At 62.9% G+C, this 19512-nt stretch carries 21 protein-coding genes; 13 read left to right on the forward strand and 8 right to left on the reverse strand.

Going from position 1 to position 19512, the window contains the following annotated elements; all coding sequences use genetic code 11:
* Positions 1-16 precede the first annotated feature (16 nt).
* On the forward strand, positions 17-811 hold the full coding sequence (locus ACH2DG_RS00130) for an SPOR domain-containing protein (RefSeq protein WP_395023711.1): 795 nt from the start codon (positions 17-19) through the stop codon (positions 809-811).
* 43 nt (positions 812-854) lie between these two features.
* Here ACH2DG_RS00130 and ACH2DG_RS00135 read toward each other — a convergent pair whose 3' ends face one another.
* Together ACH2DG_RS00135 and ACH2DG_RS00140 are read right to left on the reverse strand one after the other, a co-directional pair.
* Positions 855-2309, reverse strand: a complete 1455-nt coding sequence (locus tag ACH2DG_RS00135; RefSeq protein WP_395023712.1) for a sensor histidine kinase N-terminal domain-containing protein — start codon at positions 2307-2309, stop codon at positions 855-857.
* Positions 2310-2377: 68 nt separating this feature from the next.
* Positions 2378-3058 (reverse strand): response regulator transcription factor, encoded by a 681-nt coding sequence (locus tag ACH2DG_RS00140; protein ID WP_184704474.1) that lies wholly within the window; start codon positions 3056-3058, stop codon positions 2378-2380.
* A 224-nt stretch (positions 3059-3282) separates the two neighbouring features.
* Between ACH2DG_RS00140 and ACH2DG_RS00145 the strand changes: the two genes are divergently transcribed.
* The gene (locus ACH2DG_RS00145; protein WP_395023713.1) at positions 3283-4212 is read left to right on the forward strand and encodes an SdiA-regulated domain-containing protein; all 930 of its coding nucleotides are present in this window, start codon (positions 3283-3285) and stop codon (positions 4210-4212) included.
* Between the two features lie 34 nt (positions 4213-4246).
* Here ACH2DG_RS00145 and ACH2DG_RS00150 read toward each other — a convergent pair whose 3' ends face one another.
* The gene (locus ACH2DG_RS00150) at positions 4247-4747 is read right to left on the reverse strand and encodes a MarR family winged helix-turn-helix transcriptional regulator (RefSeq protein WP_395023714.1); all 501 of its coding nucleotides are present in this window, start codon (positions 4745-4747) and stop codon (positions 4247-4249) included.
* A 198-nt stretch (positions 4748-4945) separates the two neighbouring features.
* Here ACH2DG_RS00150 and recA point away from each other — a divergent pair, with 198 nt between their 5' ends.
* The 7 genes from recA to ACH2DG_RS00185 all read left to right on the forward strand — a co-directional run bounded on the left by recA (position 4946) and on the right by ACH2DG_RS00185 (position 10772).
* Positions 4946-6022, forward strand: coding sequence for a recombinase RecA (recA, locus tag ACH2DG_RS00155; RefSeq protein WP_395023715.1), 1077 nt, complete (start codon positions 4946-4948; stop codon positions 6020-6022).
* A gap of 101 nt (positions 6023-6123) precedes the next feature.
* A complete protein-coding gene (recX, locus tag ACH2DG_RS00160; protein WP_395023716.1) occupies positions 6124-6579 on the forward strand; it encodes a recombination regulator RecX in 456 nt (151 codons plus the stop codon).
* Between the two features lie 97 nt (positions 6580-6676).
* Positions 6677-7654 carry a Bug family tripartite tricarboxylate transporter substrate binding protein gene (locus ACH2DG_RS00165; RefSeq protein WP_395023717.1) on the forward strand — a complete coding sequence of 326 codons (978 nt, stop codon included), beginning with the start codon at positions 6677-6679 and terminating at the stop codon, positions 7652-7654.
* A gap of 16 nt (positions 7655-7670) precedes the next feature.
* On the forward strand, positions 7671-8723 hold the full coding sequence (locus ACH2DG_RS00170; RefSeq protein WP_395023718.1) for a porin: 1053 nt from the start codon (positions 7671-7673) through the stop codon (positions 8721-8723).
* 168 nt (positions 8724-8891) lie between these two features.
* Positions 8892-9146, forward strand: a complete 255-nt coding sequence (locus ACH2DG_RS00175) for a VF530 family DNA-binding protein (RefSeq protein WP_395023719.1) — start codon at positions 8892-8894, stop codon at positions 9144-9146.
* Between the two features lie 302 nt (positions 9147-9448).
* Positions 9449-9931, forward strand: coding sequence for a VOC family protein (locus tag ACH2DG_RS00180; RefSeq protein ID WP_224150619.1), 483 nt, complete (start codon positions 9449-9451; stop codon positions 9929-9931).
* A 136-nt stretch (positions 9932-10067) separates the two neighbouring features.
* Positions 10068-10772 carry a hypothetical protein gene (locus ACH2DG_RS00185; protein ID WP_395023720.1) on the forward strand — a complete coding sequence of 235 codons (705 nt, stop codon included), beginning with the start codon at positions 10068-10070 and terminating at the stop codon, positions 10770-10772.
* Positions 10773-10785: 13 nt separating this feature from the next.
* On the opposite strand, the gene ACH2DG_RS00190 is transcribed toward ACH2DG_RS00185, so the two are convergent.
* Positions 10786-11421, reverse strand: coding sequence for a LysE family transporter (locus ACH2DG_RS00190; protein WP_395023721.1), 636 nt, complete (start codon positions 11419-11421; stop codon positions 10786-10788).
* 351 nt (positions 11422-11772) lie between these two features.
* Here ACH2DG_RS00190 and ACH2DG_RS00195 point away from each other — a divergent pair, with 351 nt between their 5' ends.
* Positions 11773-13527: a peptidase M20 gene (locus ACH2DG_RS00195; RefSeq protein WP_395023722.1), complete on the forward strand. Its 1755-nt coding sequence runs from the start codon at positions 11773-11775 to the stop codon at positions 13525-13527.
* A gap of 21 nt (positions 13528-13548) precedes the next feature.
* Positions 13549-13977 carry a peptidase dimerization domain-containing protein gene (locus ACH2DG_RS00200; RefSeq protein WP_184704450.1) on the forward strand — a complete coding sequence of 143 codons (429 nt, stop codon included), beginning with the start codon at positions 13549-13551 and terminating at the stop codon, positions 13975-13977.
* Positions 13978-14082: 105 nt separating this feature from the next.
* Here ACH2DG_RS00200 and ACH2DG_RS00205 read toward each other — a convergent pair whose 3' ends face one another.
* The 4 genes from ACH2DG_RS00205 to ACH2DG_RS00220 all read right to left on the reverse strand — a co-directional run bounded on the left by ACH2DG_RS00205 (position 14083) and on the right by ACH2DG_RS00220 (position 17325).
* A complete protein-coding gene (locus ACH2DG_RS00205; protein WP_395023723.1) occupies positions 14083-15006 on the reverse strand; it encodes a hypothetical protein in 924 nt (307 codons plus the stop codon).
* 85 nt (positions 15007-15091) lie between these two features.
* Positions 15092-16027: an aromatic amino acid DMT transporter YddG gene (yddG, locus tag ACH2DG_RS00210; protein WP_395023724.1), complete on the reverse strand. Its 936-nt coding sequence runs from the start codon at positions 16025-16027 to the stop codon at positions 15092-15094.
* A gap of 135 nt (positions 16028-16162) precedes the next feature.
* Positions 16163-16315, reverse strand: a complete 153-nt coding sequence (locus ACH2DG_RS00215; protein ID WP_395023725.1) for a hypothetical protein — start codon at positions 16313-16315, stop codon at positions 16163-16165.
* A gap of 164 nt (positions 16316-16479) precedes the next feature.
* The gene (locus ACH2DG_RS00220; protein ID WP_395023726.1) at positions 16480-17325 is read right to left on the reverse strand and encodes an IclR family transcriptional regulator; all 846 of its coding nucleotides are present in this window, start codon (positions 17323-17325) and stop codon (positions 16480-16482) included.
* Positions 17326-17524: 199 nt separating this feature from the next.
* Between ACH2DG_RS00220 and ACH2DG_RS00225 the strand changes: the two genes are divergently transcribed.
* The gene (locus ACH2DG_RS00225) at positions 17525-18604 is read left to right on the forward strand and encodes an ABC transporter ATP-binding protein (RefSeq protein ID WP_395023727.1); all 1080 of its coding nucleotides are present in this window, start codon (positions 17525-17527) and stop codon (positions 18602-18604) included.
* Positions 18605-18639: 35 nt separating this feature from the next.
* A complete protein-coding gene (locus tag ACH2DG_RS00230) occupies positions 18640-19497 on the forward strand; it encodes an ABC transporter permease (protein WP_395024113.1) in 858 nt (285 codons plus the stop codon).
* Positions 19498-19512 lie beyond the last annotated feature (15 nt).

Here is a 19512-nt window from a genome sequence, read left to right on the forward strand (position 1 = left end):
CAAGGGAAAAGTCGGGATGATTCGTTTTGCCATCGTGCTACTGTTGCTGGCCAATGCGGGCTACTACGCGTTTTCGCACGGCATGCTGCGCAGCCTGGGCTGGGCGCCTGAAAACCCGGCCGAGCCCGAGCGCCTGCAGCAGCAGGTCAATCCCGAAGCGTTGCGCATCATGACGCGCGAGGAAATGGAGCAGGCGCAAAAGCAGGTGCAGAGCGCGGCGCCTGCCGCCGAGGCGCCTGTGAACCCAGCCTCGGAAACAGTTGCCAAGCCGGCTGCCGAAGCCGATAAAGCGGCAGAAAAACCTGCGGACAAATCGGCAGACAAGCTGGCCGAGAAGCCTGCTGAAAAGCCCGAAAAGCCCGAAAAGCGGGAATGTCTGGTGGCAGGCAGCTTCGATGCCAAGCAGGTGGAGGCGTTGCGCCTGCAACTGGCCAAGCTGCCCGAAGGCAGCTGGAAGCTCGATTCCACCACCTCTGCGGGCCGCTGGATGGTCTATGTCGGCAAGTTCAGCAGCCAGGATGCGTTGGACAAACGCCGCGAAGAGTTACGCGCGCTGGACATCAGCACCGACCGCGCCCGTCTGGCGAGCCTGGAGCCCGGCATTTCTCTGGGGCGCTTTTCCACCGAGGAAGCCGCAGAACGCCACCTGGCCGCCATGGGCAGGAAGGGCGTGAGCGGCGCCAAGGTGGTAGTGGACCGGCCCGAGACCATCAACTACACCCTGCGCCTGCCGCGCGCCGATGCGGCCACCAAGAAGCGCGTGCAAAGCTGGCATGTGATGGATGGCAAGGATCTGCAGACCTGCTCCTGACAGGAGCGCTCCGCTTTCCAGCCACAGGCCCAGAGAGCATTGGTCATGCAGCAGCGTCTGGCTTCTGGGTTGTCGGCAGCCGCACGCTGAACACCACGCCGCGCTGCGTCTGCTTGGGATAGGCGTCTTCCAGAGTGACGCTGGCGCCATGCTGGCGCGCGATTTCCTGCACGATGGGCAGGCCCAGTCCGGAGCCGTCGACATCACTTCCGAGCACGCGGTAAAAGGGCTGGAAGATGTGTTCACGGTCCTCCTCGGCAATGCCAGGGCCGGAGTTCTCTACCTGCAGCACCAGCACATGGCCAAAGGGGTCGGCCAGCAGGCGCACATTGATGATGCCCGGCGTGCTGGCGCTGGAAGGCGTGTAGTTGATGGCGTTGTCCAGCAGGTTGCGCACCAGCTCGCCTAGCAAGGTGGCATTGCCGTTGACCCAGACTTCCGGGTCGTCCACCTGCATGCCTTCGTAGCCCATGTCGATGTGCTTGGCCAGCGCACGGTCTATGCCGTCGTGCATGGCATCCAGCACGATCTCTGCCATGTTGCAGGGCGTGCGCTGCAGCAGCGCGCCTGGGCCTTCGGCGCGAGCGAGCGAGAGCAATTGATTGACGGTGTGGGTGGCGCGCATGCTCGAACGCCCGATCTGCTGCAGCGACAGTTTCAGGTCCGTGGCATTGGCATCGGCGCGCTGGGCCATCTCGGCCTGCATGCGCAGCCCCGCCAGGGGCGTCTTGAGCTGGTGGGCGGCATCGGCCAGAAAGCGCTTCTGGGTGGCCAGCGAGTCGTTGAGCCGCCCCAGCAGGTCGTTGACCGCGTCGACCAACGGCACCACTTCCAGCGGAACATCCTTGTGGTGGATGGGCGAGAGGTCATCGGGCTTGCGCGCGCGGATGCGCTCCTCCAGTTGGTGCAGCGGCTTGATGCCACGCGCCAGCGCCAGCCAGACCAGCAGCACCGCCAGCGGCAGGATGACGAACTGCGGCAGCATCACGCCTTTGATGATCTCGGTGGCCAGCACGCTGCGTTTCTCGCGCGTCTCGGCCACCTGGATCAGCGCCAGATTGGGCTCGGGCAGCGACAGCCGCACCCAGATCCAGGCAATCCGCACTTCCACGCCGCGCAACTCGGCATCGCGCAATTGCACCAGGCCAACGGGGCGCTCCTGGTCGTCCTGGGGCGGGGGCAGTTCCGATTCGCCAGCCAGAAAACGTCCATTGGGCGCCGTTACCTGGTAGTACACGGCGTCCGAGTCATCGGCACGCAGAATTTCGCTGGCGGGCTGGGGCAGGTTGAAATAGGTCTGCCCACCATGCACGCTCACCAGCTGTGCCAGAGCGTGGGCGTTGTACTCCAGCGCGCGGTCAAAAGGCTTGTTGGCCAGGTTCTGCGCCACCAGCCAGGTCAGCGCGAGCGACACCGGCCACAGCAGCAGCAGCGGGGTGAGCATCCAGTCGAGGATCTCACCGAACAGGGAACGCTGCTCACCGCGAAACAGGGCCAAGGCAGTCCTTGTGGTCTAAAGTGCCGCCAACGCCCATGTACAAAGCGCTGGCTGCTATGAAATGATGGTCAGGCCGCAGGCTGTATCTTTTCGAGGCAATAGCCCAGGCCGCGCACGGTGGCAATGCGCACCGGGCCCTTCTCGATTTTCTTGCGCAGGCGGTGGATGTATACCTCGATCGCATTGGTGCTGACTTCTTCGCCCCATTCACACAGGCGCTCGACCAACTGGTCCTTGCTGACGAGGCGGCCGCTGCGCTGCAGCAACACCTCCAGCAGGCCCAGTTCGCGCGCGGACAGCTCCAGCATCCGGCCTTCCAGCGTGGCGACGCGTCCTGCCTGGTCGTATTCCAGCGGGCCGTGCTGGATCAAGGTGGTGCTCATGCCTGCGCTGCGGCGCGTGAGGGCACGCACGCGTGCCTCCAGCTCGGACAGCGCAAAGGGTTTGGCCATGTAGTCGTCGGCCCCTAGATCAAGGCCTTGCACGCGCTCGTCCACGCTTTCGGCGGCGGTGAGGATCAGCACGGGTATCGCCGAGCCGCGCGCGCGCAGCCTTTTGAGCACTTCCAGCCCGTGCATCTTGGGCAGGCCCAGGTCGAGAATCAGCAAGTCGAACTCGTTGTTGGCCATCAATGCGGCATCGGCTTCGGTGCCAGTGGCTACATGGTCCACCACAGCGCCCGAGTTGCGCAGACTGCGCAGCAGGCCGTCGGCCAGCACCTGGTCGTCTTCGGCAATCAGAATTCGCATGGGGTCTCCTGTTTGGTATGCGCTGCGCGCTGTTTCGGTTGATTCTAGAGCCTGTTGACGCCGTGTATGGCGATTGGCCGGGCGTGGCGCTGTGCCTGCAGGAGAGCGAGCGTGCATGACCGCGTCACAAAAATGCCGCACGGCATCGCGTACCATGCGCGTACGCGTTTTCAGCCCCGGCATGGTGCCCTGGCGCACAGGCGTGTTCAACCAGACAGGGCAGAATGAAACGGGATACCCAGGTGTTGGGGTGGCGGTTGCGCCGCCGCCGGATAGCGGCGGTCATGGCCTTGCTGGCGCTGGTTGCGATCTGTCTGCACCTGAACACCATGCGCCTGCCCTGGCACGGTGCAATCGCAGCAGAGCGTGCTGCTCCGGCCGCGAATGCGCAACTGGCGCGTTACCAGGCAACAGAGCAGGCCAAACCGGTCATCGGCATTCGCGACAACCTCTCGGGTCTGACCTACAGCCCCCACACCCATACCCTGTTTGCCGTGATCAACCGCCCGCCCAGCGTGGCCGAGCTGAACACCAGGGGCGAACTGCTGCGCCTCATGCCCCTGGAAGGCGCCGATGACCCTGAAGGGATTGCCCATATCGATGGCAACTGGTTCGCCATTGCGGATGAACGCCGCAACCGTATCCACTGGGTGGAGATCATGCCTGAAGGCCGCCAGGTGGTGCTGAGCCAGGCCCAGTCTCTGGCATTGGGCGATACGGAGATCAAGAACTTCGGGGTAGAAGGTCTCAGCTGGGACGGGCAGCGCCGGCAACTCGTTGCAGTGACGGAAAAATGGCCCATGCAGGTATTGCGCATCAGCCTGCCCGCCTTCGCTCCCGGTACCGGCGCTTCGCCCTCCGTGACTGTCAAGTCGTGGGAGCCTGCCGACCCCACCGGCCTGCCCACCACCGATCTGGCGTCGGTCGAAGTCGATCCTCGCACGGGCAATCTGCTGCTGCTGGGAGAGGAGTCGTCGGTGCTGTACGAATACGACCGCAATGGCGATCTGGCCGGCCTGATGCCGCTGTGGGCGGGCGAAAGCGGACTGGAGCGCACCATCCCCCAGCCCGAAGGCGTGGCCATGGATGGCGCTGGCGTGCTGTACCTGGTTTCTGAACCGAATCTCTTCTACCGCTTCGAAAAACGGAGCTAGCAGTGGTTGCTAGATAAGCGCTGGTGGGGTTTTGTCAAAAATTTTGTGCATCGCTGCCGCAATAGGCTTCCAGCCCCAGTTTCACCACGGTCGCCACCTCATCCCCCACCTCGGTGCGGAACTCGGCCTCTGCCTGCGTCACCGCTCGCTCGAAGGCCTGCAGCCACAGCAGGCCGGTGCCGGTAAAGCGCACGATGCGGGCCCGTGCGTCACGCGGATCGCTCTCGCGCGTCACCAATCCCCAGGCTTCGCACTGATCCACCAGATTGGCCATGGCCTGCTTGCTCATGCCTGCGCGCTCGGCCAGGTCGGTCAGGCGGTCACCGGCCAGCGCCAGATGCCGGGTAATGTGGATATGGGCGGCGCTCACCTGGTCTCGCGCTGCCAGGTTCGACAGGGCAAGCGGCACCGCTTCGTCCTGTGCCATCAGCTGCAGCACGCGGGCATCGAAGCGGAGCATGGCATGGCCCAGAAGGCGGCCCAGGTGCGTCAGGCGCCAGCTATCGTCGGGCAAGTGGGGAAGAAGAATGGGCATGGGTCCTTGAAAACAAAGGGCTTTTTTGTCAGAGCGGGTCGGTGTCGGTATTTTATATATAGTCAACTAAACTGACTAAAAAAATGATTTTATAAAATATACCAATCCCATAAACTACTGTGCAAGCATCCAGTCTGTATATGTAGACAGCTGGATGGAAATCCATACGACATGACTGTTAAACGCAAGGAGAAATCCATGAACGCCACCGCTACCAAGCCAGAAGCCAATACCGAAAAAGCCAAAGCCCTGGCTGCGGCGCTTGCCCAGATCGAAAAGCAGTTCGGCAAGGGCACGATCATGAAGCTGGGGGAGGGCGAAGCGATTGCGGACATCCAGGTGGTCTCTACCGGCTCGCTGGGGCTCGATATCGCCCTGGGCGTAGGCGGCCTGCCGCGTGGCCGTGTGATTGAAATCTATGGCCCTGAATCGTCCGGCAAGACCACGCTGACCCTGCAGGTGATTGCCGAAATGCAAAAGCTGAATGGCACCTGCGCCTTCATCGACGCCGAACATGCGCTCGATACCAGCTATGCGCAAAAGCTGGGCGTGAACCTGTCCGAGGTGCTGATCAGTCAGCCCGACACCGGCGAGCAGGCGCTGGAGATTGTGGACAGCCTGGTGCGCTCTGGCGCCGTGGACCTGATCGTGGTGGACTCGGTCGCTGCCCTGACGCCCAAGGCCGAAATCGAAGGTGAAATGGGCGACCAGCTGCCCGGCCTGCAAGCGCGCCTGATGAGCCAGGCGCTGCGCAAGCTGACCGCCACGATCAAGAAGACCAACTGCACGGTCATCTTCATCAACCAGATCCGCATGAAGATCGGCGTGATGTTCGGCAGCCCCGAAACCACCACGGGCGGCAATGCGCTGAAGTTCTACGCCTCGGTGCGCCTGGACATCCGCCGCACCGGCACCATCAAGAAGGGCGACGAGGCCATCGGCAACGAAACCAAGGTCAAGGTCGTCAAGAACAAGGTCTCGCCTCCGTTCAAGACCGCCGAGTTCGACATCCTCTTTGGCGAAGGCATCTCGCGCGAAGGCGAAATCCTCGACATGGGCGTCAATGCCCGCATCATCGAGAAAAGCGGCGCCTGGTATGCCTACAACGGAGAGAAGATCGGCCAGGGTCGCGACAACTCGCGTGAGTTCCTGCGCGAGAACCCAGAGCTTGCCATCGAGATCGAGAACAAGGTGCGTGAAAGCCTGAACATCTCGCTGCGCCCCGCAGAAGACGGCGTGATCGCAGGTCCTGATGTCGATGGAGACGACGCCTGACCCGCGTCCGCATCTCATCGGTTTCCGTAAAAATAGCTGCTTGCGCACAGTAGGTGCACGCAAGCAGCTATTTGTTTTATAGCGTATTGAATGCATTCTGAATGTCGTTTGCCAAACTCTCCCTCCAAGGCCGTGCATTGCGCTATCTGGCGCAGCGCGAGCACTCGCGTGCCGAACTGGTGACCAAACTCCGCCCGCACCTGGAAGAGGGCGATGATCTGAATGCCGTGCTCGATGCGCTGGAAGCCAAGGGTTTCATCAGCGCCGAGCGACTGGTGGACAGCGTGCTCCATACCAAGGCGGCGCGTTTCGGCGCCAATCGCGTGGCGCAGGAGCTGCGCCACAAGGGTGTGGATGCCGAGCTGATTGCCGACGCCATGGACCGCTTGCGGGGCACCGAGCTGCAGCGAGCCCGGGAAGTGTGGCGGCGCCGCTTTGGCGAGCAGCCTTCCACGCCGCAGGAGCGGGCAAAACAGATGCGTTTTCTGGCCAGCCGTGGTTTTGGCGGAGATGTGGTGCGCAGGGTGCTGGATGGAGCCGGGGACGAGGATCAGTAGCGCAGTCATGCCGAACAGGCATATCTGCTAGCCGCTCAGAGGCAGTGCTCAGCAGCATCGATTTTGGCCACAGTGTGAACTCTACAGGAGACTTCACATGCAAAGACGACAGTTTGCCAGCGCCCTGCTGGCATTGGGAGCCATGCCCTTGGCGGTAGGTGCCCAGCCATCATTTTCTTCCAAGCCCATCCGCATCATGGTGCCCTTCGGCCCGGGAGGCGTAGCCGACCTTACCGTGCGCATCGTGGCGCAGAAAATGACCGAACTGCTCGGCGGCCAGCCCATCATCGTGGACAACAAGCCGGGTGCGGGCGGCGTGGTGGCTGCAGAGCAGGTGGTGCGGGCCGCGCCCGATGGCCTCACGTTGCTGCTCATGTCGAATGCCAACGCGGTTGCAGAAGGGCTGTTCAAGTCGCTTTCGTACAACGCGGCCAAGGACTTTGCGCCGATCTCCATGTTGGGCTATTTCGATCTGGCCGTGCTGGCGCCGCAGGACGGCCCGATCCGTTCGCTCCAGGATCTCGTCGCCCAGGCCAAGGCGCGGCCTGGCAAGCTCAATATCGGCACCATCAATATGGGCAGCACGCAGCACCTGGCGGCAGAGCTGCTCAAGACTACGCTGGGCATCGACGTGCAGATCGTGCCTTTCAATGGCTCGCCCGCCGTGCTCAACGCGCTGCGTGGCAAGCAGGTGGATGCGGCCGTTGAAATTCTCGCGCCGGTGATGGCCCAGGTCAGCGGCAAGGTGCTGCGGGCACTGGCCGTCATGGGTGACAAGCGCGCGCCCGGGCTGCCGCAGGTTCCCACCGTGGCCGAGAGCGATGCGGCGGCCAAGGGCTTCAGCGTGGCTTCGTGGAATGCGCTGGCAGCACCGGCAAAGACGCCTCAGGCCGTCATCGCACGGCTTAACCAGGCGGCCAATGCGGCGCTGGCCTTGCCCGATGTGAAGCAACGCCTGCAAGTCCTGGGGGTCGAGGCGCGGGGCAGCACCGCCGAGCAGCAGGCGGCGCTGTTGAACAGCGAAATCCAGCGCTGGGGTGCCGTGATCCAGCGTGCCGGCATTCCGAAGCAGTAAGAGAGAGGGCGTGTCCATGCAAACCCAAACCTCATTCTCTGCATATGCCGCCGCCTTGGCACTGATGGCTGGCGGCACCATGGCTGTTCATGCACCTGCCCGGGCTGCCGACGTCAGCAGCGTGCAGCTGTACGGGCTGGTGGATGCCTATGTCGGCTCCATGCGGCGCAGCGACCAGTTGGCACGCACCCTGGTGGTCAACAGCAATGGCATGACCACGTCCTACTGGGGCCTGCGCGGCAGCGAAGACCTCGGTGGCGGCCTCAAGGCGCTGTTTGCGCTGGAGAGCTTTTTTCAGACCGACAGCGGAGCGAACGGACGCAACAGCGCTGATCCTTTTCTGTCGCGCAATGCCTGGGTAGGGCTTGCGGGCGGCTTCGGGCAAGTGACGGCCGGGCGGCAGACCAACCGGCTATTCGTGGCCAGCGGCCAGTTCGATCCATTCGGCGGCTCGCTGCAGTTCTCTCCCATCATGCTCCAGACCTGGCAGGTGGCATACGACCGCGCGGTGCTGGGCGATAGCGTGTGGAACAACACCGTGCAATACACCTCGCCGACCATCGGCGGTTTTCGTGCCGATGTTTCCTATGGCTTTGGAGAACAGGCAAGCGACCACGGCCGCAGCAACAAAAGCCTGGCCATCAACTATGCGCAAGGGCCCTTCGCGGCAGCGTTGATTGCGCAAACCGTGCAGTACGGGCCGGGGCTGGATGGCACCAGCATTACCCGCCAGTCGGCGCTTCTAGCTGCCGTCTCCTACGATCTGGGCATGGCCAAGGTCTATGGCCAGTGGCAGCGGGCGCGCACGCCTGATCTGGGCGCGAGGGCCAACACTGCCCAGCTGGGCGTGGGTGTTCCGGTGGGGGCGGCAGGCAAATTCATGGCATCGGTGGCACGTACCCGGCGCGATGCTTCCAACGCCGACGATAGCCGCCGCACCAACTGGGCCGTGGGTTATGACCACCAACTGTCGCGGCGCACCGACCTGTATGCCATCTACCTGAGCGACAAGCTCTCAGGCCATGGCGTGGAAGGCAGCATCGGGGCGGGCATACGCCACCGTTTTTGAACCGCATTCAAGCCTTGTTGCGGCGCGATGGCGCAGACGACTCTGGCCGGGCGCCTGCAATGCCGTGGTGCCGAAGGAGTCGTGCCAACTTGCGGGATTTCGGCGTGCGCGCCCTTGACTGTTCCCCGGTGCACGCCTTGCAGGGCTGCACTGGGCGACAATGGCGCCATGACCCTCTCTGAGCAACCACGCAATCCTCTCCACGGCATGACGCTGGAGCGCATCCTGAACGAGCTGGTGGATTACTTCGGCTGGCCGGGGCTTGGGGCGCGCATTCCGGTGCGCTGCTTTACGCTCGACCCCAGCATCACCTCCAGCCTGAAGTTTCTGCGCAAGACGCCCTGGGCCCGCGAGAAGGTGGAGAGTCTCTACCTGTTCATGCTGCGCGAGCAAAAACGCACTGATCGCAACGAGCGCGACTGAGCAGGTTCGCCGTACAGTTCCCTGTTGCATGCATCAAAAGCATCGGTGGCATATGACGGTATTGCGCCAATCGCTATTATTAATATAGCTAATTTACGCCCTCGTACCCTCATGCCCTCATCGAATTTGTACCCGAGCTTGTGAGCGTCTGGCCGGGGAAAGCGTTCCCATATGCACATCTGGACGCGATCCGTACGTGCTGGTTACCCCGTGTTTGCGCGAACGGTATTACCCTGTAGCTTGGTTGCGGCGGGTGCGCAAGGTGTCCGCCAGATCGATCAGATTCTGCAGGAGACTTTTGCATGACTCCCAAAAACACCATATGCCTCTGGTATCAGGGCGACGCCCTGGAGGCAGCGCGCTTTTACGCGCAGACTTTTCCTGACAGCACGGTGGGCCAGATCCACCGCGCACCCGGCGACTACCCCGATGGCAAGCAGGGTGACGTGCTGGTGGTGGAGTTCACCGTTGCCGGTATCCCGTGCATCGGGCTCAACGGCGGGCCGCATTTTCAGCACAACGAATCGTTTTCGTTCCAGATCGCCACCGACGACCAGGAAGAGACAGACCGGCTGTGGAACGCGGTTGTGAGCAATGGCGGGCAGGAGAGTGCCTGCGGCTGGTGCAAGGATCGCTGGGGCATCTCGTGGCAGATCACCCCGCGCGCGTTGACGCAGGGCGTGTTCAATGCCGACCCGGCCACGGCGCAGCGCGTATTTGCCGCCATGATGACCATGACCAAGATCGACATCGCGGCCATCGAAGCTGCCCGCAAGGGGGCGTGAGGCCGGGCCTCTGACCGGTCGAGGGGCGAAGGTTCAGCGGGTGGGTCGGCCGATTTTTGCTGCATTGCCATCCATGCTTCTTCTATGATGTCTGCAGCGGCACCGTTTGCCGCAGGCAACCGGGAGACCAGCCAAGATGGCAGAACAAGTACCAAACGGGGCAGTGGGCTCCGCCCTGCGCACGGGTGCAAGCGCAGGCGTGTCGATGGTGGGCGGAATCGCACTGGGCGTGGCGCTCGCCTTTGCATTGGGCTTGCTCGGCACCGTCTACTACCTGGTGCTCTGGAGTACTGCCAAGGCGACATTGCCCGCTGATGCGCTGGGGGCCGGGCCTGTGGTGGTTCTGGTCTTGCTGGCGCTCACCATCCCCGCCTATTTTTTTATGGGCATGAATCTGGGCCGTGGCATGGCGCTGGCCAAGCTGGTGCGCCGCTATGGCCCAGCATTGGCGCAGCCCCTGGCCGATCAACTGGCAACCCGGATAGAAGCGCTGCCTGCGGCGCACCGCACCTTCCATCGCGGCGCAGATGTGTTTTCGGCAGAGGCAGCGGTGGAGAAAATCAAACCCCTGGTGGGAGACGGTGCAGTCGTGCGCAAGGTGGTCGGAATGCTGATGGACCGGTTGCCACTGTCCGAGCTGATGCAGGAATGGGGCGAGACCCGTGCGGCCCATGGCGGTGGAGATGCGCTGCCAGGCGACCCAGCGCTGCGCAGCTTTCTGGCCACTCGCATTCAGCAGACATTGGACGGCATGGCGTCGCCCGCCCTGACATGGCTGGGCGCATTGCTGGCCGTGCACGCCGTCGTCTTTGGCGCAGGCCTGTGGTTGCTGCGCGGCTGACCGCCGCAGATGCTCAACGGCTGGCCAGGCGCTGGATGCCCAGCAGCACCAGCGCGCCGCCTGCGAGGCCGTTGACTGCCCGCTCCATGCGCAAGTAGCCGCGGCGCAGTGCCGCATTCCCAAACACCCAGGTGATCCCCAGGTGCCAACCCAGCGACAGGCAAGTGACCAGCAGCACGGTTGCCACATGGAACCAGGCTGGCGCATGCAAGGGAACGAGCGCGGCAAACGCACTGGTCCAGAACGCTGCCCCCTTGGGGTTGGTGACCCCCGTCAACAGCCCGGACCGGTATGCCGCCATGGGTGAAGCAAGGCGCGGCGCTTGCGCGACAGTGCCAGATTCGGCATTACGGCGTGAGCGGAGCGCGGACCGCAGCAGTCCCGCCCCGTACCAGACCAGATAAGCCGCCCCCGCCACCCGCACGCCGGTTGCCAGCCACGGGTGCTGCGCCAGCAGGGTGGACAGGCCCGCGAGCGCCAGCACCACCCAGAAGATGGAGCCGGTGGTGAGGCCCAGCACCACAAAGCGCGCCGCCTTGTGCTCCCCTTGCAGCGCCAGCTGGCTCAGGATGAAGAAATTGGGGCCAGGGCTGGCAAGCACGGCCAGGTAGATGCCGGCAATGGTGAGCAGCGAAACAAGGTAGGACATGGTGCGCGGGGGGAGCAGGGATGGGGGACGGACGCCTGTCTGTGATTGTGGTGCCGAACCGCTGTCGCGCTGATGCTGGTTTTGCAGCGCTGTGATGCGCTGTCGATTACCGTGGCACGTGTCGCGCGGTGCATAGCAAGCGACTGCCACCAACCTATGGTTTCTCCCCGGTTTGACAAATCGGTGACAGTTCACGCGCAAGGCGTGGCGGGATGATGCGTCTTGCAAGAATTTATATCTATAACTTCATTGCAAATATTTATAAAAATGCATCCAGGCATTGTTGATATCGGTCGGGCGAGGAAGGTTGGTCAACGGTGCCGACGCACCATTTTTGGAGAAGCATAGAGCATGATGAAAACGCACTTCTACAGCAGATCTCCATTGTTCTACGCCATGTCGGCAGCCTTGTTGCTGACCGCATGCGGAGGCAGTGGTTCCAGCGACGACGGTGGCGAAACACCCGCCACCCCCAAGCCCACCACCATTGTGGATGGGGTTCCCGCCATTGATCCGTTGATCGCGTCGGCTTCGCAAAAGCTGATGGCTGACAAAAAGATCCAGGACATCATGGCCGAGCTGAACACGGCGGCCAGTGAAAAGCAGCGCTACAACCAGCACATGGAGCTGGTGCGCATTGCTTCGCCGTCGCGCTACGAAAACCGCATGGCCCAGGAGGTGCACCGCCGTTTCGTGAACGACTGGGGTTTTGCGGCCAACGAAGTGAAGACCCGCGCTGATGGCAATCTGCCCGGCTCGGACGTGCAGATCGTCGATGGCCTGCCGGTGTACAACGCCTGCGTGGAAATCAAGGGCAGTTATTCGGGCAGCCCAGGCGCCAAATCGTACAAGGGCCAATATCCCAAGGTGCTGATCGAATCGCACATCGACGTGGTCAACCCCGAGGTGCTGCCGCCCGAGGACAAGAAATACCAGCCGATCAAGCTGCAGCCGATCACCGACCCCGTGGTGACGACCCCTGCGCAACTGGCTGCGATCAAGACCGAACTGGCCTTCGACGCCAATGGCCGCATCATCGAAGACGACAACTATGCGCGTTCGAGCAAATGGTTTGCGACGCAGGACGAGGCCAAGGCCGGTGGCGGTGTGCGCATGTACGTGCCGGGCTACTCGGATGCAATGGGCAACACCACCAATGTGTTCACCATGGCGCGCATGTTCAAGAAATACGGTATCAAACCGGTGTACGACGTGTGGCTGTGCGGCACGGCAGGCGAAGAGGGCAAGGGCAATCTGGCCGGGATGAAGCAGCTGTATGGCTTCGAGCAGGACCTGGGCACCGGATCGAACCCGCTGAACTTCGTTGCCAACTTCGGCTCGGAAGGCGGCGGCACGGTGAACTTCACCGGCAGCTACCGCTTCGAGATGAAATTCAAGGCGCCAGCCACACCGGGCGCAGGCCCGAGCGCTGTCGAAGCCATGGCCTCCACCATTGCCAAGATTGCCGACCTGAAGACGCCTTCGGAGGAGCGCAGTGGCGCCCTCAAGACCACGTACACCGTGGGCCAGGCCAGCTGCGAAGCGCCCGCTGCCGGCAGCGATGTGGTGCCCAGCTGCTCCTTGCTGGTGGACATGCGCTCGGAGCGCACCGACACCTTGAACGAGATGCGCGCCAAGATCGAACCCACCTTCAAGGCGGGCATGACGGCGGAGAACACCCGCTACAGCAAGGCTGACGGCTCGCCCGAAGCGGTGTCGATCGAGCAGGTCTGGTATGGCCTGCGCCCTGCATTCGTCAATGGCAACACCGCCAACATCGCGCTGCAGGTGGGCTGGCAGGCAGCCCAGTCGGTGGGTGTGGACAACACCGGCAAGGTGCCCTCGGGCTCGACCAGCCTGAACGACAACGTGCCTGCCAACACCGGGGTGCCCACCTACAACTGGTCGCTCGCATCGGATGTGGCGGGCGGCGGCGGCCATGCGTTCTGGGAATGGGGCACGCGCGGCGATCCCAAGCGCGAAGCCAAGCGTATCCAGCGCGCCATGATGGCGGTGTTGATGGCCTCGGGCTACAACCTCTCCGATGGCACGGTCATCACGCCAGCGCTCGACCCGATCGGCGTGCGTACCCGTGAAGTGAAGTAAGCCACCGCAGGAGTCAATACCATGAAGAAAACCATTTCCACCCTGTTCCTGGTCGCATCTGCGTGGGGCGCCGGTCTGGCACAGGCCCAGACCATTGTGGCGGAGTTCCAGGGCCCCGGCGGCCACAGCAGTGGCAACTATGGCCGCACCAGTGCGCTGCATGCCGCTGCGCGCGCCATGATGGAGCTGCAGAAGTCCGGCTTGCCGGCGGGCAGCTATTCGGTCTCCGAACTGACAGGCGGCAACTCGGTCAACTCGATCGCATCGGACGGCAAGTTTGTCGTCAAGCTCAATGCCCAGTCGGGTGTGAGCGAGAGCGATCTGCTGGCCAAGGTGACCGCAGCCGCCAAGGCTGGTACCGATGCGGAAAACGCGTTCCGCAACGTCAAGCCTGGCGATCTGACCGCAGGCGCGCCAGCGGATATCCGCTACAGCGTGACCCAGCCGTAAGCTGCGCTGCAGGCAGCAAAAAAGGGGAGCACTCGCTCCCCTTTTTTCATCTTTGATAGCGCCTGCCGTTTGATAGGTGGGCGCGGAAGACTGGTTTGCTTGAAACTACGGGCGCTGCGCCAGAGTTTTGCCTTCCTGAGACATGGCACGCAGATGGCGTTCTACGCGCAGGAAGACGACGATCATCATCAGGAACACGAACGACCACAGCAGCACGGTGAACACCAGCAGGTTGCTCGGTTCGAGCAGACGCTCCAGCCAGCCCGGCGTTGCGGCCTGCGCATCACTCTCGCCCGCCTTGGTGCTGAATACCATGTTGTAGTTGAGCAGCAGGTTGCTCACCACGATGGATGCGGTCTGCTTGCTGATGCCCGCCTGCACCTGTGGGTCGGCCAGCAAGGTTTTGAGGGCTGCAGGCGCGCCCAGTACAAATGCACGGCCTGCGTCGTAGTTGTAGCTGGTGATGATGCTGCGCGTCTGGTTCAGCAAGGCCTCGCCGATGCTGGTGGGCTGGGGTTGCCAGCCATCGCCGTCGGCCGCCTCGACGGCAGCGGCGGCAGCCGTGGCTGCATCAACCGCTGCGGTGTCAAGGTCAGCACGTTCCTTGGCCTGCATGGCAGCCACCAGTGCAGGCAGCGCCTGTGCTGGCGCCAGGCCCCGCTCGTTGTTGTCGTCTTCCAGCTTCTTGCGCTGCGCGGGGTTGCGCTCGATGGCGGCGCGCACCAGCGCATCCACTTCTGCAAAGGCGGCAACGACCGTCGTATCGGCCGCCAGCTTGCCATCGTTGAGGGCCTGGCTGGCATCGCCATAGCCAAAGTCGGAATAGGTGATCTTCTTGAGTTCTTCGTCGCTGATCTTGAGCGTCGCCCAGTCACGGTCCTTGTGCGCTTCCTCCAGTGTGGTGTCCGGCTTGGGTTTGCGCACGGCCTCCCAGCTCCACAAGGCAAAGTTGAACAAGGTGAACAGCACAAGGATCACCATCACCAGGCGCATCAGATACAGCAGTGCGCTCTCAATTTTCCCGAGCATCGATTCCATCCCCCATGGGTTGTGCAAAACCCGCGAGTGTGCCATGTGCCCATGACGCGATGGAGGTTGCCGCACGTCTCTGTGGTTACTGTTTGTTGCGAGGCTGGCGCGTGCACCACCAGCAGATCAGCGAGCCCAGGGTGACCAGGGCCACGCCTTGCCAGAAGCTCCAGCCCGGTTGCACCTGCAGCCACACCGTACCCACCAGGGCTGACAGTACGGGGGTGAAGTACGAGCCCACCGCCATCACCGTGAGATTGCCGTGGCGGATGCCGTAATCCCAGCAGCTGTAGCCCAGCGCCGTGAGGCCGCTCAGCATGCCCAGTTGCAGCACGGCAGGTACAGACCACTGCAGGGCGCTTTCGGCGCTGATGGCATATTTGGCCCACAGCACCGCCGCCACCGCCCACAAGAAGGCGGGCAGGGCGTTGGCGCCATGCGCATAGCGCTTGGAGAGCACCGAGTAGCAGGGCCAGAGCCAGGCCGCAGCGAAGGCCAGGCCATAGGCGAGCGGGTTGCTCTGCACATTGGCCCACACGCTGGCAATCGACAAGGCGCTGTCGCCCTTGAGTACCAGCACGATACCCGCCATGGCCAGCAGCACGCCGGGCACGAGGCCGATGCGAAAGCGCTGCAGGCCGAACACGGTGGCCAGCACGATGGTGAGGCTGGGCCACAGGTAGTTGATCATGCCCAGCTCCAGCGTCTGCGTGCGGTTGCTGGCAAAGCCCAGGGAGAGCGACAGCGCTATCTCGTACAGCACGAACAGCAGGCCGCAGCCCCACAGATAGGCGGGGTGCATCTTGCGCAACTGTGCAGTGCGCGGCATGCCAAAGCGCAAGGTCACCAGCAGTGCGCTTGCCGTGAAGACGGAGGCAGCGCCACCAATCGGCCCCAGGTGTTCGGCCACGCTGCGAAACAGCCCTACCGACGTTGACCAGCACAGCACGGCTGAAAGCCCTACCAGGGTGGCGCGAGGATGGGTGCTGAGGACGGAGGGCGAGGAGGCGTCGGAAGACATCGGAACAGGCAGAAGCAGAAGGCGCCTTGCATGGTAGCGGCAAAGCACGCAGCCTGTCTGTCGCCTGCCGTATCAGGGGAGATTCAGCATCTTGCGCTTGATTGGAAAGCGTAAAAAGCTATCAAAATAATAGTGTCAGCCGGCGATATGGCTGCCAAAGGCCAGTGCGGCAAACAGGGTAGCGACAATCACCAGCACCGCAAAGGCGATGAGGCCACGGTTTTCGCTGCGTTCGGCGGCTGCCAGTTCATCGGCCGTAGGCACGTGATTGGGGCGTGTGTAATCCATGCAGAATCTCCAAAGCATTGCAGCCACACGCCGTGCGGCTGCCCAGTGGCTAGACTATAAAAGCTCGCCGTCCGCTTGTGGAGCTGCAAATCTAGGTGTTTTACCTGTATACAAAATTTGCATGCAATGTGTGCCAGCGGGCGGCTTTTACGTATGTGGACGTTCTAAAGGCTGCGCGTGCGGTCGCCGGTGGACAGCGCGTGCATTGGGTGGCGCAAGGTAGGGTCGAACGGGTTGACCTGGCTGCTGAGTGTTCTGGCCTCGCGCAGCAGCATGTCGCGTACGGCAGGCAGGCGTTCGTCGTTCAGGCGGGCCGTGTGGGTGCCGATGGACAGCGCCGCCACCACATGGCCATTGCGGTCAAACACCGGGGCTGCGAGGCCAGCCATGCCTTCGAGCAGGCCGGAATTCCTGGCGGTATAGCCTTGCTGAAGCGTTCTGTCGATCTCGGTACGCATATACACCTCGTCGTACACGTTGTAGTGCTGGATGCGCGGCAGGTTGTAGCGCAGCACCTCTTCGCGCTCGGCGTCGGGCAGATTCGCCAGGATGGCCAGTGATCCTTGGCCGACGCCCAGCGGAATGCGGCCGCCAATGTCGCCCGTGAAGGTGCGGATGGGGAACTGGCCTTCGATCCGGTCCAGGCACACCGCATCAAAGCCGGAGCGCACCATCAGGATCACCGTGTCGCTCAGGCTGGCAGACAGGCGCAGCAGCACGGGACGCGCGAGGCTGCGCAGATCCTGCACTCCGCCAGCAAGCGCCGCCAGCGAGAACAGGTCAAGGCCCAGCCGGTACAGCTTGTGCTGCTGGTCCTGCTCCACCACGCCTTCCTGCACCAGGCCTTGCAGCAATCGGTGGGTGGTGGCCTGGGTCAGGCCGATTTCCTTGGCCAGGTGGGTCACGCGCACGCCTTCCTTCTGGTGCGCGGCCAGCGCGCGCAGCACCACAAAGCTGCGGTGCAGAGTGCCGCGCTGGTGGCTGGCGGTGTTTTCGTTGTCGTGGTCCATGGTGTACGCGGAATAAAACAATGAGTTTTTCGATTTTTATTCCATTTAACGGAATAAATCAAATTTATCTTCCATTATTAGTATTTATACCGTGTCTCTGCCAGGCCTGCATTCCGAAAATTGGCGAATTCTTGAAAACATCGTCCATGCCCGCGCGCTGACCAGCAGGGCTGCTGTGCATGCCACCGAGGTGATCCCCATGAGCTTTTTACGTCTTCACCAAGTCTCCAAACAGTACGGCACCACGCGCGTGGTCAGCGGCTTCAATCTAGAGGTGAGCAAGGGTGAATTTATCTCGCTGCTCGGCCCGTCGGGCTGCGGCAAGACCACCACCTTGCAGATGATTGCGGGCTTTGTGGATGTGAGCGAAGGCCGCATCGAGCTGGATGGCAGCGACATCACCCGGGCCAAGGCCAATGAGCGTGGCCTGGGCATCGTGTTCCAGACCTATGCCCTTTTCCCCCACATGACGGTGCGCCAGAACGTGGAGTTTGGCCTGGAGATGCGCAAGGTGGTCCAGCCCGAGCGCAGCGAACGCGCCAGCGACGCGCTCGCCCTGGTGCACCTGGCGCAATACGCCGACCGATACCCGCGCGAGCTGTCCGGCGGCCAGCGCCAGCGTGTGGCCCTGGCGCGCGCGCTGGTGATCAAGCCGCCCGTGCTGCTGCTTGACGAGCCGCTGTCGAACCTGGATGCCAAGCTGCGCGAGGAGATGCAGTTCGAGCTGCGCGAGATCCAGCGCAAGGTTGGCACCACCACCATCATGGTCACCCACGACCAGAGCGAAGCCATGTCGATCAGTGACCGCGTGGTGGTGATGGAAGCGGGCCGCATCACCCAGGTAGATACGCCGCACACCGTGTACGAGCACCCGCACAACGCCTTCATCTCCACCTTTGTGGGCAAGGCCAACCTGCTGCAGGCCACGGTTCAGCCGATGGCCTCGGCGCAGGGCGGAGCCGTGGCCCAGGTGGGCGGGGTGGCGATCGAGGTGGTGGGGAGTGGCGCGTTGCCTGCCGGTGGCGCGCGCGTGCTGCTGGGCCTGCGCCCGGAGAAGATCCTGCTGTCCGCGATTGACGCCGGCCGCGTGCAGGGTCAGGTGCGCGAGCGCTTCTTTCTGGGCAATACCTGGATGTACACCGTGGAGTGCCCGCTGGGCACGCTCACGGTCACTTCGGCCAACGATGGTACCGAGCCGCATGGGGTGGGCAGCACGGTGGGCATGGCCTGGTGCGACAGCAATGTGCGCGTGATTGCCGGTGAAGGAGTGGCCGCATGAGTCGCCCTGCCGTAGCCATGGCGCAAGGCGCCCCGATGCCAGAGCGGCGCAACTGGGCCCCCTGGGGCATGAGCGCGCCAGCCCTGCTGCTGTTTGCCGTGATGCTGGTGGTGCCGCTGATCCTGACGACCATTCTGTCGTTCAACGTCTACAACGCCGACAGCGGTCCGGTGGCCGGTACGTTCACCATCGAGCACTATGTGCACATCGTCACCGACAGCTACTACTACGAGATTTTCTGGCGCACGCTGTGGATCTCTGCTGTGGTTACCGTGATCTGTATTGCCATCGGTGCGCCCGAGGCCTACATCCTGAGCAAGATGCGCGCGCCCTGGCGCTCGATCTTTCTGCTGATCATCCTGGCGCCGCTACTCATCTCCGTGGTGGTGCGCGCCTTTGGCTGGAGCATGCTGCTGGGCCCGGAAGGGCTGATCAACACCGTGCTCAAGGCCGTCGGCATCGGCAGCGTGAAACTGCTCTACAACGAGACCGCCATCGTGATTGCGCTGGTGCATGTGATGCTGCCTTTCATGGTGATCCCGGTGTGGACTTCGCTGCAAAAGCTGGATCCGTCCGTGGAAAGCGCCTCGCTCTCGCTGGGGGCATCGCACGCCACCACCTTGCGCCGCGTGGTCTTTCCGCAGGTGTTGCCCGGCATTCTGTCGGGCAGCCTGATCGTGTTTGGCCTGGCGGCCAGCTCGTTTGCCATCCCGGGCCTCCTGGGCGGGCGGCGGGTCAAGATGGTCGCCACCCTGATCTATGACGAATACCTGCATGAGCTGAACTGGCCCCTGGGCGCAGCCATCGCCTTTGTGCTGCTGGCTGCCAATCTGGTCATCATGCTGGGCTGGAACCGCATGGTCGAAGGCCGCTACCGCAAGACGCTGGGCTGAATGGCGAGGTACACA

The organism is Comamonas odontotermitis (assembly GCF_040396735.1).
Classification (GTDB): Bacteria; Pseudomonadota; Gammaproteobacteria; order Burkholderiales; family Burkholderiaceae_C; genus Comamonas; species Comamonas odontotermitis_C.